Source organism: Rhodoferax sp., assembly GCF_037143375.1.
GTDB lineage: Bacteria > Pseudomonadota > Gammaproteobacteria > Burkholderiales > Burkholderiaceae_C > Rhodoferax.
The window spans coordinates 1-13661 of the sequence record NZ_JBAWYV010000038.1 but is presented as its reverse complement, the minus strand read 5'-3'; the positions used below and the strand labels follow the sequence as shown (position 1 = coordinate 13661).

Annotated in this window: 9 protein-coding genes; 6 read left to right on the top strand and 3 right to left on the bottom strand. The window is 60.4% G+C overall.

Features of this window, described 5'->3' with window-relative positions:
- Nucleotides 1-46: 46 nt before the first annotated feature.
- The 4 genes from hutU to WCG50_RS08125 all read left to right on the top strand — a co-directional run bounded on the left by hutU (nt 47) and on the right by WCG50_RS08125 (nt 7463).
- A complete protein-coding gene (hutU, locus tag WCG50_RS08140; protein WP_336899091.1) occupies nt 47-1753 on the top strand; it encodes a urocanate hydratase in 1707 nt (568 codons plus the stop codon).
- A 4-nt stretch (nt 1754-1757) separates the two neighbouring features.
- Nucleotides 1758-3305, top strand: a complete 1548-nt coding sequence (gene hutH / locus WCG50_RS08135) for a histidine ammonia-lyase (protein ID WP_336899108.1) — start codon at nt 1758-1760, stop codon at nt 3303-3305.
- Between the two features lie 136 nt (nt 3306-3441).
- On the top strand, nt 3442-6414 hold the full coding sequence (locus tag WCG50_RS08130) for an L-glutamate gamma-semialdehyde dehydrogenase (RefSeq protein ID WP_336899107.1): 2973 nt from the start codon (nt 3442-3444) through the stop codon (nt 6412-6414).
- Nucleotides 6415-6494: 80 nt separating this feature from the next.
- Complete coding sequence (locus WCG50_RS08125; RefSeq protein WP_336899090.1) at nt 6495-7463, top strand: sensor domain-containing diguanylate cyclase; 969 nt, start codon at nt 6495-6497, stop codon at nt 7461-7463.
- On the opposite strand, the gene WCG50_RS08120 is transcribed toward WCG50_RS08125, so the two are convergent.
- The 3 genes from WCG50_RS08120 to WCG50_RS08110 all read right to left on the bottom strand — a co-directional run bounded on the left by WCG50_RS08120 (nt 7436) and on the right by WCG50_RS08110 (nt 12172).
- Nucleotides 7436-9955 (bottom strand): ATP-binding protein, encoded by a 2520-nt coding sequence (locus WCG50_RS08120; RefSeq protein ID WP_336899089.1) that lies wholly within the window; start codon nt 9953-9955, stop codon nt 7436-7438. The two genes, WCG50_RS08125 and WCG50_RS08120, sit on opposite strands and share 28 nt — an antisense overlap.
- Nucleotides 9956-10331: 376 nt before the next feature.
- Nucleotides 10332-10865 (bottom strand): DUF1097 domain-containing protein, encoded by a 534-nt coding sequence (locus WCG50_RS08115; protein WP_336899088.1) that lies wholly within the window; start codon nt 10863-10865, stop codon nt 10332-10334.
- Between the two features lie 224 nt (nt 10866-11089).
- Nucleotides 11090-12172 (bottom strand): HD-GYP domain-containing protein, encoded by a 1083-nt coding sequence (locus WCG50_RS08110; protein ID WP_336899087.1) that lies wholly within the window; start codon nt 12170-12172, stop codon nt 11090-11092.
- 158 nt (nt 12173-12330) lie between these two features.
- Between WCG50_RS08110 and WCG50_RS08105 the strand changes: the two genes are divergently transcribed.
- Nucleotides 12331-12993, top strand: a complete 663-nt coding sequence (locus WCG50_RS08105) for a tRNA-uridine aminocarboxypropyltransferase (RefSeq protein ID WP_336899086.1) — start codon at nt 12331-12333, stop codon at nt 12991-12993.
- Nucleotides 12994-13029: 36 nt separating this feature from the next.
- Nucleotides 13030-13661, top strand: a 632-nt coding sequence (locus WCG50_RS08100; protein WP_336899085.1) for an HDOD domain-containing protein, incomplete at its 3' end; no start/stop codon positions are given.

The following is a 13661-nucleotide window of genomic DNA, read 5'->3' as shown; positions in this document are numbered from 1 at the left end:
CTATCCAGACAAACCCTAATTTGTTTGCCTGATGATGGAGTGACCCATGGCTGATACTTTAACCAACCCTTTCGCTGACAGCCGGGCCCGCCCGGTTCGAGCCCCGCGCGGCACCACGCTGACCTGCGCCAACTGGCAGATTGAAGCGGCCTACCGCATGCTGCAAAACAACCTCGACCCCGAGGTGGCCGAAAACCCGGATGAGCTGGTGGTCTACGGCGGCATCGGCAAGGCTGCGCGCAACTGGCCGTGTTTTGACGGTATTTTGCACAGCCTGCGCCACCTCAAGGAAGACGAGACCCTGCTGGTTCAATCCGGCAAGCCAGTGGGTGTCTTTCGCACCCACACCCACGCCCCCCGGGTGCTCATCGCCAATTCCAATCTGGTGCCCAAGTGGGCCCACTGGGAACACTTCAATGAGCTCGATCGCAAGGGCCTGATGATGTACGGACAGATGACGGCGGGCAGCTGGATCTACATCGGCTCCCAAGGCATTGTGCAAGGCACCTACGAGACCTTTGTCGAAGCCGGTCGCCAGCACTTCAATGGCAGCCTGACAGGGCGTTGGGTGTTGACGGCGGGCCTGGGCGGCATGGGCGGTGCGCAACCTTTGGCCGCCACCTTTGCCGGCGCCTGCTCGCTCAACATCGAGTGTCAGCAAAGCTCTATCGACTTTCGTTTGCGCACCCGCTACGTGGATAAACAGGCGACTGATCTGGACGAAGCGCTGGCCATGATTCAGCACCACACATCACGCGGCGAAGCCGTGTCGATTGCGCTGTGCGCCAATGCAGCCGACGTGGTGCCCGAGCTGGTCAAACGCGCCCAAGCCGGTGGCCTGCGCCCCGACATCGTGACCGACCAAACCTCGGCCCACGACATCATCAACGGCTACCTGCCTTCGGGCTGGACCGTGGCGCAATGGAAGGCGGCGCAAAAAGACGCCACCCAACACGCCGCGCTGACGCAAGCCGCTGGCGAATCGTGCGCGGTGCATGTGCAGGCCATGCTCGACTTTCACGCCATGGGCATTCCGACGGTCGACTATGGCAACAACCTGCGCCAGGTGGCCAAAGACTTTGGGGTTGCCAATGCGTTTGACTACCCCGGCTTTGTGCCGGCCTATGTGCGCCCGCTGTTTTGCCGGGGTGTCGGCCCGTTCCGCTGGGTGGCGCTGAGTGGCGACCCCGAAGACATCCGCAAAACCGATGCGAAGATGAAACAACTGTTCCCGCACCACGCCGGCCTGCACCGCTGGCTGGACATGGCGCAAGAGCGCATCGCGTTTCAGGGCTTGCCAGCGCGCATTTGCTGGATTGGCTTGGGCGAGCGCCATCTGGCCGGGCTGGCCTTCAACGAGATGGTGAAAAGCGGTGAGCTCAAAGGCCCGATCGTGATTGGGCGTGACCACCTCGACAGCGGCTCGGTCGCTTCGCCCAACCGGGAGACCGAAGCCATGCAGGACGGCAGCGATGCGGTTAGCGACTGGCCGCTGCTCAACGCGCTGCTCAACACCGCCAGCGGTGCCACCTGGGTCAGCCTGCACCACGGCGGTGGCGTCGGCATGGGTTACTCACAACACTCCGGCGTGGTCATCGTGGCCGATGGCACCGATGAAGCGGCTGGAAAACTCGCGCGTGTGCTCTGGAACGACCCCGCCACCGGCGTCATGCGCCACGCCGACGCCGGCTACGACATCGCTGAAAAATGCGCCCAGGAACACGGCATGAATATGCCCATGAAAGGAATTTGACATGATGACCACCCTCTGCATAGAACCCGGCCAGCTCACCCTGGATCACCTGAAATCAATCCACGCCCGCGTTGTGCACCTAAGCCTGCCTGAGGCCAGCCGCGTCACCATCCGGGCCAGCCAGCAAGTGGTGCAGCGCGCCGCGGATGGCGATGCGCCGGTCTACGGTGTCAACACCGGCTTTGGCAAGCTGGCCAACCAGCGCATCAGCAAAGCGCAGTTGAGCACGCTGCAACTCAACCTGATTCGTTCGCACAGTGTGGGGGTTGGCGCACCGCTGGCGCCCGAAATCATGCGCCTCATGATGGCGCTGAAAGCGGCCAGTCTGGCGCGCGGCTACTCCGGCGTGCGCGAGGTCGTCATCGACACCTTGCTGGCGGTGCACAACGCCGGACTGGTGCCCTATGTGCCGTCGCAAGGCTCGGTCGGTGCCTCGGGCGACTTGGCGCCGTTGGCGCACATGACGCTGGCGCTGATTGGTGAGGGCGACATGCTGGTGGATGGGCACCGCATGCCCGCCTTGCAAGCCTTGCAACAAGCCGGGATTGAACCGTTGCAACTGGGGGCCAAAGAAGGCTTGGCGCTGATCAACGGCACCCAAACCTCGACCGCGCTGGCGCTGCATGCGTTGCTCAGTTTTGAGCCAGTGTTTGAGGCTGCCTTGGTGATCGGCGCGTTGACGGTGGACGCCGCGCGCGGCAGCGACGGCCCGTTTGACCCCCGCATCCACGCCCTGCGCGGCCAGCCCGGCCAGATCGACGTGGCGCAGTATTACCGGGCGCTGCTCAAGGGCAGTTCCATCCGCAACTCGCACCTTGATGGCGATGACCGGGTGCAAGACCCCTACAGCCTGCGCTGCCAACCGCAAGTGGTGGGCGCCTGTCTGGACCAATTGCGCCACGGCGCGCTGGTGCTGCTGCGCGAAGCTAACGCCGTGACCGACAACCCGCTGGTCTTTTTTGAAGACGGCGCCATGATCTCGGGGGGCAACTTCCACGCCGAACCGGTGGCGCTGGCGGCCGATGGCATGGCGCTGGCCATTGCCGAAGTGGGCGCCATTGCCGAGCGCCGCATTGCCATGCTGATTGACAGCAGCGTGTCGCGCCTGCCGCCGTTCCTGACCGCCGATGCGGGGCTGAACAGTGGTTTCATGATCGCCCATGTGACGGCAGCGGCATTGGCCTCCGAGAACAAATCGCTGGCGCACCCGGCCAGTGTGGACAGCCTGCCGACCAGCGCCAACCAGGAAGACCATGTTTCGATGGCCACCTTCGCCGCGCGCCGCCTGCAAGCCATGATCAGCAACACCGCCAACATTCTGGGCATCGAATTGCTGGCGTCCGCGCAAGGCATTGAGTTCTTGCGGCCGCTGCAAAGCTCTGGCGCGCTGGAGCAGGCGCACGCGCTGCTGCGCCAGCAGATACCGGCGATGGCGCAAGACCGCTACCTGGCGCCCGACATCGAACACGCCACAACGCTGGTGCGCAACGGGTCACTGTCGCGGATTTTCCGGTCGCTGGCGGGCTTGCCGCAGTTGCTGATCCCGGTTTGATAGGCTGGGCAGGGCAGTCAAAGGATTCTGTAAATTTATTCACTACAAAGTATTTAAATTACAGTGAAAAATTAACCATTGAATCCATGAACATAGGCAACTATTCAAAAAATTTCTGGAGACACCCATGACCGCCATGCCCACCCCCCAACGCCTGCCTTTTCCTTATCGCCCTGAAGCCGAGATCGTTGCGCACCGCCTGAGTGCTTTAGGTGGCGCGCTCGAATGGGCGGCGGCGGCCAAAGTCGCCACGCCCTGGGTGCAAGCCGTGCGGCAAAATCCGCCGCCGTTTTGGGCCATGGAAAGCCTGCTCAAGGAATACCCGATCAGCAGCGCTGAGGGCTTGGCCCTGATGCGTCTGGCCGAAGCACTCTTACGCGTGCCCGATGCCGAAACCGCCATAGCGCTCACCGCCGACCAGTTGGGTCGCGCCGACTTTGAAGCCGCCGGCGACAAAACCATGGCGCGCCTGAGCAGCACCGCCATTGCCATGAGCAAGAAATTTCTGCCTGACAGCGAAGCACCCACCGGTCTGTTGGCCAAACTCGGCGCCCGCTCGGTGGTGGCTGCCACGCTGCGCGCCGTGCAGTTGCTGGGCCGCCAGTTTGTGCTGGGCCAGACCATGGCGGACGCCATGAGCGAGGCCAGTTCAGCCAAGCGCAAAACGCCGGGCCTGCGTTACAGCTACGACATGCTGGGCGAGGGCGCCCGCACCGATGCTGATGCGCTCAAATATTTGGGCAGCTACCAGCGCGCTATTCAATCCATAGCTACTCACGCAGATGCGACGGGGGCTTGCGAGCTAAATGACGGTATATCCATCAAACTCAGCGCCCTGCACCCGCGCTATGAAGACGGCCAAAGGGCGCGCGTCATGGCCGAGTTGGTGCCGCGGGTTTGGGGCTTGTGCGAGCAAGCGGCCAAAGCCAACATCAACCTCACCATCGACGCCGAAGAAGTTGACCGGCTGGAGTTGTCGCTCGACGTGCTGGAGGTGCTGGTGGCGCAGGTGGCCCAGCATTTCCCCCGCTGGACCGGGTTTGGCGTAGCGATGCAGACCTACCAGACGCGTTCACTGGAACTGGTCGAACACGTGGCCGCGCTGGCCCGCCAGTACAAGGTGCGCCTGATGTGCCGCCTGGTCAAAGGCGCCTACTGGGACGCCGAGATCAAACGCGCCCAGGAGATGGGCTTGCCCGCCTACCCGGTGTTCACGCACAAGCACCACACCGATGTCTCCTACCTGGCCTGCGCCAAAGTGTTGCTCGATGCCCCGGACGCCATCTACCCGCAATTTGCCACCCACAACGCAGCCACTATCGCCGCCATTTTGCAAATGGGCGCCAAGAGCGGCGCGCCGTTTGAGTTGCAGCGCCTGCACGGCATGGGCGAGGGCATTTACCGCGAGGTGCTGAAGAACCCGCTGATCGCCTGCCGCATTTATGCCCCCGTCGGCGCGCACAAAGACTTGCTGGCCTACCTGGTGCGCCGCCTGCTGGAAAACGGCGCCAATTCCTCGTTCGTGCACCAGTTGGCCGATGAGTCGGTGGGCATGCAGGAGCTGTTGATTTCGCCCCTGCGGCTGGAGCCAGAAAGCTCCTTGCCGCTGCCGCTGGACCTGTTTGGCGCCAGCCGCAAAAACAGCGCCGGGCTCGACCTGACGGTACCGACCATGCGCGCCCCGCTGCTCGCCGCCTACCAATCCGTGCAAGTGCCCCTGGTGCCGGTGTTTGATGCCAACCTGATCTACGGCCCTCTGGAAACAAGCCTGAGCAGCTATAAAACCTGGAGCAAGACGGCGGTGACGGAACGAGCGGCCATCCTGCGCCGCGCCGCCGACGAGTTGCAAAATCAGTTGCCCAAGTTCTGCGCGTTGCTGGTCAAGGAAGCCTTCAAGACCTGGGGCGATGCGGTGAGTGAGGTGCGCGAGGCGATCGACTTCATGCGCTACTACGCTGGGGAGGCCGAGCGCATCATGGCGCCGCTCGCCATGCCCGGCCCCACCGGCGAATCGAACGAGTTGCGCCTGATCGCACGCGGCCCGTGGGTCTGCATCAGCCCGTGGAATTTCCCGCTCGCCATCTTTATGGGCCAGGTCGCCGCAGCGCTTGCTACCGGCAACACCGTGATGGCCAAACCGGCCGAGCAAACGCCCGGCGTCGCGCTCGAAGCGGTCAAGTTGTTGCACGCCGCCGGGGTGCCCGAAGGCGCGCTGCAGTTGTTGCACGGCCCCGGCGACACCGTGGGCGCCGCGCTGGTGGCCGCGCCTGGCGTGGCCGGTGTGGTGTTCACCGGCTCGACCCAGGTCGCCAAGATCATCAACCGCGCACTCGCCGCCAAAGACGGCGCCATCGTGCCGCTGATTGCCGAGACCGGCGGCATCAACGCCATGCTGGTCGACAGCACCGCCTTGCCCGAGCAGGTGAGCGACGCGGTGATGCAAAGCGCCTTCAGGAGCGCCGGTCAGCGCTGCTCGGCGCTGCGCCTGTTGTGCCTGCACGACACCATTGCCGACCATGTGATCGAGATGATTCAGGGCGCCGCGACGGAGTTGGCCTGCGGCGATGCGTCCAGCCTGGCCACCGATGTGGGCCCGGTGATTGACGCCGAAGCTTTTGACGGTATCCAGAAAAACCTGCAACGTTTAAACAATGAGTCAAAACACCTTCTAGCCCCCGTGCTACCTGCGCAAGCAGCTATTAATAAAGAAGCAAACCTGATGCCGCCGCAAGCCTTTGAAGTCAAGGCCATTGCCGACCTGAAACAGGAAATCTTTGGCCCGGTGCTGCACATCGTGCGCTGGACCGGCGACCCGCAAGCGGTCATCGAGCAGATCAACGCGCTGGGCTACGGCCTGACCATTGGCATCCAGACCCGCATTGATTCCCGCGCTCAGGCGCTGGCGCGGGCCTCGCACGTTGGCAACGTTTACATCAACCGCAACCAGATTGGCGCGGTGGTCGGCGTGCAGCCCTTCGGTGGCGAAGGCCTGAGCGGCACCGGCCCCAAAGCCGGTGGCCCGCACTATCTTTACCGTTTCTGCACTGAGCAAACCATCACCGTGAACACCACCGCAGCCGGGGGCAATGCGGCGCTGCTGGCGGGGTGAGCAAGCAGACGGCTAGCGCTATTCCTAATTAAAAAATCGATTAGTAAGCTTTACCTAGGAGACTTGTCCTATAGTGGCGTGTGCCCAAAACCTCGCCACACCCTTCGCCGGCCCGCGACGACAGTATGTCGGACGCCGTGCTCAATTCACTGACCAACCAGATTGCCGTCATCGATCAATCGGGCGTCATTCTTTATGTCAACTTGGCGTGGCATGCGTTTGCTACCAGCAACGGCATGGCCGCTGACCACCAGTGGATTGGCACCAACTACCTCAGCGTTTGCGACGGGGACGAACCCCAGCCGAACAGCGAAACCGACAGTGCCAAAACCTATCCCGGTATGGTTGGCGTGATTGAAGGGCGGGCTGACTCTTTTGTCTACGAGTACCCGTGCCACAGCCCAACCGAAAAGCGCTGGTTTCTGATGCGCATGGGGCCGCTGTGGGGGCGACCCGGACGGTTTGTCATTTCGCACCACAACATCACGGCGCGGGTGCTGGTTGAGGAAGAGGTGCGCCGCCTGGCTTTCTACGACCCGCTGACCAACCTGCCCAATCGGCGTTTGCTGATGGACCGGCTCAAGCGGGCGATGGCCAGCTCCAGTCGCTCCTGTCAGCATGGTGCCCTGTTGTTTCTGGACTTGGATCATTTCAAGCAACTCAACGACAGTCTTGGTCACGCGATGGGGGACGAGTTGCTCAAGCAGGTGGCCGTGCGCCTGCAGGCCTGTGTGCGCGAGGTCGACAGTGTGGCTCGCCTGGGCGGTGATGAATTCGTGGTGCTGCTGGAGGACTTGAGTGTTGAAAGCGCTCAGGCGCGCTCACAAGCGGAGGTCATCGCGAACAAAATACTGTCCACCCTGGGCTCGCCTTACACGCTGGGCGATAACCTTTACAGCAGCACCCCCAGCATCGGGGCGGTGGTCTTTCTGCAAGACCATGAGACCATCTTGGAGCTCCTTCGCCGCGCGGATGACGCCATGTACCAGTCCAAGGCAGCAGGTCGCAATACCGTGCATTTTTACCGGGTAGAGCCCACACCCGCGTAGGTCTGAAGCAGTGCCACCAGTTCATCGAGTTTGAAGGGTTTGCCGATATGGTCGTTCATGCCGGCGGCGAGACAATCTTCGCGATCTGAGGCCATCACATTGGCGGTCATGGCAATGATCGGGAGTTGTGTCAATTGCAACTGCTGGCGAATATGCCGGGTCGCCTGCAAGCCATCCATCACCGGCATTTGCAGGTCCATCAGCACCACATCAAAGTCGTGGGGGCTTGCCAGCAGCGCATCTACCGCCAGTTGACCGTTTTCTGCCAGTTGCACCAACGCCCCTTCGCGCCCCAGCAACTCGCGCGCCACCATCTGGTTGATGAGGTTGTCCTCCACCAGCAGGACGCGCAGACTGGCCAGGCGTTGCACTGGCAATGCTTTGGCGTTGGCGTCAGACGGGATCTGTGGTGGACGGTTGGCGAGTTGAGCGGCATCAGGCAGCGGGCAGTGCAGGTCAAAGTAAAACGTGCTGCCCGCGCCCAACTTGCTGGCGATCTGGAGTTGCCCGCCCATCAGTGACACCAGTCGCTTGCTGATGGCAAGGCCCAGGCCCGTACCGCCAAAACGGCGCGAAGTGGAGGCCTCGGCTTGCGAAAAACCATCAAAAACACGCGTCTGCTGCTCTGGCGAGAGACCAATGCCGGTGTCAATCACTTCAAAGGAAAGTACCACGGTGCGCGCGTTACGCCGGCGTTCGCGCACCCTGATGCGGATTTCGCCCTGCGCGGTGAACTTGATGGCGTTACCGCCCAAGTTGATCAGCACCTGTTTGATGCGTCCTGCATCCCCAATCACCAAGGCCGGCAGGGCGGGGTCAAGCTCCAACTTCAGGCCCACATTCTTACCACCCAGATTGCCCTTCAAAATGGTCTCCAGGTCAGTCACCAACTCGGTCAGGGCGAACGGTTCGGGGTCGAGTTCCAGCTTGCCGGCCTCGACCTTTGAGAAATCCAGGATGTCGTTAATGATGCCCAGCAGCGAGCGCGCGGCTCCTTCGGCTTTCAGGGTGTAGTCGCGTTGAATCGGGTTCAGTCCTGCCCCTTTGAGCAATTCGATCACACCCAGAATACCGTTCATGGGGGTGCGGATTTCATGGCTCATGTTGGCCAGGAAAACACTCTTGGCGGCATTGGCTGCGTCCGCCTCGGTTTTGGCCTGTTTGAGTTCCAGGTCCTTGAGTTTTCGTTCTGAAATGTCGCGAGAAGCGGCGTAAAGGCACAGCCCTTCCTCTGTTTCAAGGGCCCGAATGGCTATTTCTGTGTCGAAAAGGCTGCCATCCTTGCGGCGGTGACGCGATTCGAAGGTATGCCCCGACGTCTTGATCGATAAGACGGTCGCTAAGGTATGGCTCATCTCCTCAGTCAGGATTTGGGCATCCCATTGGCGCACATTCATGCCGATCATCTCGGACTTGGAGTAGCCCAGCATCCGGCAGAAAGAATCACTCGCCTCCAGAACATTCCCTTGGGCGTCAAGAATGTGGATGCCATCGCTGGCTTGGTGCAATAACAGTTGACTTTGCTGGCTGGCGCGTACCGACTTCTTCAGAGATTTCCAGAGCAGCCAGGAAAAAAGGAAAAGTATCGTCAGCAGCACGGCGACGAAAACACTGGCTTTGAAAGCCGTAGCGCGCCAATCCGCCAGGTAGTCATCCGCGCCCATGCCGACGACCAGGTGATAGGGGACCATCGTGAGCTTGCGGTAGCTGAGGATGCGCTCCAACCCATCGGCACTGTTGTGGGTGTGGTAGCTTGCGCTGGTCACACCCGAGGCGAGGATGTCTGATAACTCTTTGGAAGAGTTTTTTTTGCCGATCGCGGTGGTGCTATTGGCGGGAGATATCGGAACCCTGGCCATGATGGCCAGGTCCGAATCACGGAGCAATGCCAACCCTTTAGGCCCCAGCTTGAGCGATGAAAGAATCTGCTCAAAGTAGCTTACAGGAACGCCAGCCGCCACCACGCCTGCAAATCGACCATCGGGATAGTTATAACGCCGAGACATGACCACCACTGGTAGCTTGCTGACGCGTCCCACCAACGGATTGGTGGCGATCAGACCCAGGTCGGGTTGCTGGCGGTGCTGGATAAAAAATGGACGATCGGCATAGCTGACTGTCACGCCAGAGACCACCCCCGCCCCATATTCAACCGAACCCGTGGCGTCAGTGACCCGGAATTCAACGGCCTCTGACAGCCAGGCGCGTCTGGTGACGATGGTGGCGTTCATTTCTTCAGGGTTTATTTTCCCGTTTTGACGTAACTTCCGCTCCATTTCGTCAGTGAGGTCGCGCAAGGTAAGGTCAATTTTTTGGACGGCATTGCTGATGTTTTGATCGAGCAAAGTCGCTAGGTTGACAGTCGCCAAACGGACTTCCTGCTCTTTATGGGCTTTGGCATCGCTCAATGAATAGAGCAACAAAGACACGATGCTGGTACTGATGAGCAGAACGGCGGCGATCAGACTGGACTGCTGAAATCTATTTCGCATGAGCATGGCCGGGCGGCCCGTCACAGGACGCCTCGTTATGGGCCGTGCAGCGTGACAATGCGCACGGCGGGGTTAACGAGGCAGGTTCCGGGCCTCAATGACTCGCAGCCAGGGTCAGGGGCGGTCAAGCAGAAGCAAAAATTCTACTGGAGTTCTTTGATATTTATCAAAGAAAATTCAAGATCAATGGCGGTTTTCCGCCAACTCAGTACCGGTCAAACAATGCGGGGCCGGTGCTTTCATGGGTTGGATTGCATCGTTTCTGTGGTTCAGGAAGCTCAGGCCCGCATCCGCCGCTGTGGCTGGGTAGGCGTGCGGCGCTGCTGGCGGGGTGATCCCTGCTAGAAAACGCCCGCGATAGCGGGCGGTACAGACCTTAAACTGCCGCTTGCTTTTCGGTCATGGCAGCGCCCCAGCGCGCCGACAGCAAGCCAAACAGGGCGCCAATGACCAGTGAGATGGAAATGATGATCAACGAGTTTTTCAAACTGGCTGATAAGAGCACGTCAAGCTTCAAAACATCGGGTGTTTGCAGCAAATAAGCAAACGATGCGGCAAAACCAAACACGGTAGCAGGAATGGTTGCCAACGCCGGAATGTTGGCAGCAAGAACGACCACCACCACGCCCGCACCGACAGCCAAGGCGGCCCAAAGTGGCAGGCCCAAAGTCCCCGCCAGTGGCACGGCCAAGATGAGTACGGCGACCAACCACGCCACAAATGCGCCAAAGATGCCACACACCACAAGTTTTTGCAATGCTGCCAGATCGGCGCCAAAAGCGAAGAAAGCGCCCCAGGCAACAAATGCGGCCCATATGAGAAATACGCCACCCAGCGGGCCAAGGGCGAGAAAGGTAGCCAGTGCCCCTAAAGCCGAGATGCTAAGAGCGAGTGCGTTTAAATTTTTCAAAATTGTCTCCTGTCGGTGGTTAAGTAGGTTTCCGTTTGCGTACAGGAGTAACGCGGACCCATTGCCCAAGCCAGAAGCAAGGGTTATCGATCATGGCCAGGCCAGGAATTTCCTGAAAGGTGAAACAACTGTGTTCCGTAACAGGACAGTCCATGCCAGTAGCGCTACTCCAGTGTAGGAATGGCAAGATGCATGCCGGGAGAACCGCCGCGGGGCTTTTTTCGCTACGCCGTCGCCAGCGCCAGCGCTGGCTGGATCAGGTAGTTGCGGTGGGCCAGGTGCCAGTCGGCGTTGATTTTGCTCAGGAAGCTCAGGCCCGCATCCACCACCGCAGCGTCGTAGACGGTGCCGCGACCCTTTTGTATCTCGGCCAGCCCGGTTTCGATGTTCAGTGCAGGGCGGTAGGGTCGGTGGGAGGTGATGGCGTCAAACACATCGGCCACGGCAAGAATGCGCGCCTCAAGGCAAATGGCCTCGCCCTTGAGACCCAGTGGGTAGCCGGAACCGTCCAGTCGCTCATGGTGTTGCCAGACCATGTTGGTGATTGGCCAGGGGAAATCGATGCCACTCAAAATCTCGTGGCCTACTTCCGGGTGGCAACGGATGATCATGAACTCGGGCGCCGACATAGCGCCCGGACGATTGAGAATCTCGGCCGGAATGGAAATCTTGCCAATGTCATGGATGGTGGCGCCCAGGTGAAGTCCAAACAGCTGGTCTTCGCTCAAGTGCATGACGCGTCCGATTTCGACTGCGATGGCGGCTACCTGGCGCTGGTGGCCGGCAGTGTAGGGATCCCGTTTCTCGAGCGCCATCGCAATGGCGCCCACCATGCTGCTGAATGCTTCGGCCATCTTGAGGCTCTGGGCGATGGCCCGTTGCTCGGCCATTTTCAGGGCAGTGATGTTTTCATGGGATACCACCACTTTTACGGTTGAACCGGGCGAAAAAGGCGTCACGGTCAACAGGAACCAGCGATCTTCCAACGGGGCGTGGCACGGGTATTCAAGTTGGAATTTAGGGGTGGAGCCGCCCAGTACGTTGCTGATGCCGTCGACCACCTGATGTGCAAAACCTCGGTCCGCATCACCTTTTTCGCTGTCGGGGTCAGCACACGCGGCGGATTTTCGGAGTAATTCGAGGTAGTTGCTGCCCACACCGTAGTTGGGCAGGGTGCTGCCGTTGTCGTCGGCAAATTTACGCCAGGATTCGTTGACGGCCACAATCTCGCCTTGGTTGCTGAGCAAGGCCACATGGGCAGTGAGTGCATCAATGACGGCACTGTAGTAAACGGTTTCTTGAGTCACGGGGACGATCTCCTGAAGCACCGAGAAAGTAAAATTTTGACAGAGGTCAAGTGAATGATGTTTGCGCTAATGCCTGTTTTCGTCGAATAAGCAAAGTTTTGAGCCCTTGATTTCAGCCCCCAAACAGGCGCGGGTCACCCGCTTCCTAAAATGCGACGATGACCCCTGAACCCGACCTTAAACGCCGCATGTGCCCCACCTGTCTGCGCCCGAGCAGCACCTGCATTTGCGCGTGGATCACGCCTGTCGCCACCGCGGTCGAGGTCGTGATCCTGCAGCATCCGCTGGAGGTGGACAACGCCAAAGGCAGTGCACGCTTGCTGCACCTGAGTCTGCCGCACAGCCGACTGGTCACGGGGGATGTGTTTGAGGCGTCGATATTGCAGGCGCTGCTTACCCAAGCGCTGCAAGCGCCGTCCACCGACCAGCCGCCCCGGCGGGCGATTCTGCTGTACCCGGACACGCCGAACGACCGGTCACCCGACTTGTCGCCGCCGCCGGTTTTGGCCCCGGATGATGTGCGTGAGCCATCGCAGTTGCGCCTGATCGTGCTGGACGGCACCTGGCGCAAAAGTCGCAAGATGCTTTACCAAAACCCTTTGCTGCAGCATTTGCCCCGACTGGCGTTGCGCGATCTGCCGCCTTCGCACTACCTGATCCGCAAAGCCCATCTGCCCGATCAACTCTCCACGCTGGAGGCCACCTGTGCGGCGCTCGCGCAACTGGAAAATCGCCCTGAAGCGTATGCGCCCCTGCTGCAGGCGTTTGACGGTTTTGTGGCCCAGCAGCTGGGCTACCGAAAAGGCCAAAGGGTAGGATAATTTATGTTTTAAAACCCATAAATTAGGTGTATTACAGTGAACGTTGCCAAGTCAATCAGCGAAGCCGAACAGCAACTCGCCGCGATGGAAACGGGTGAACTGATCAAGAGCATCGGCATCCCCTCTCGCCCCAAAACACTGGTCGACCTGCAGAAGGAAATCGGTCTCGAAGACCCCGATTTTGGCAAGGTAGGGCGTTTGGTCGCCAGCGACGTCGCGCTGACCGTGGCCGTGCTGCGCATCGTCAACTCACCCGCATTCGCGCTCTCGCGCCGTTGTGACACGGTCGACCAGGCCATTGCCATGCTGGGCCTGAAGCAGTTGAACGGCATCGTGACCGGTTTGATGCTGCGCAATTTGCTGCGCGGCGATGCGCAACAACTCACGCGCTTTTGGGATGTGTCAAGCAAACGCTCCTACGCCCTGACGCAACTGGCACGCGGACTCGGCTTGGTGGAGGTGGACATGGCGCAGTCGTTTGGGCTGTTTTGCGATGTGGGTATTCCCCTGCTGATGCAGCGCTTCCCCGATTACGGAAAAACGCTGATGGCGGCCAACAGCGAAGTTGAACAATCTTTCACCCAAGTGGAGCAAGCCCGCCACCACACCGACCACGCGCTCATTGGCGCGATGATGGCGCGCAGTTGGGGCCTGCCTCCGATGGTGTG

Bases quoted from the DNA above. Each gene is read 5' to 3' on its own strand.
- hutU (WP_336899091.1), top strand. From the start codon at position 47: ATGGCTGATACTTTAACCAACCCTTTCGCTGACAGCCGGGCCCGCCCG.
- hutH (WP_336899108.1), top strand. From the start codon at position 1,758: ATGACCACCCTCTGCATAGAACCCGGCCAGCTCACCCTGGATCACCTG.
- WCG50_RS08130 (WP_336899107.1), top strand. From the start codon at position 3,442: ATGCCCACCCCCCAACGCCTGCCTTTTCCTTATCGCCCTGAAGCCGAG.
- WCG50_RS08120 (WP_336899089.1), bottom strand. From the start codon at position 9,955: ATGCGAAATAGATTTCAGCAGTCCAGTCTGATCGCCGCCGTTCTGCTC.
- WCG50_RS08105 (WP_336899086.1), top strand. From the start codon at position 12,331: ATGACCCCTGAACCCGACCTTAAACGCCGCATGTGCCCCACCTGTCTG.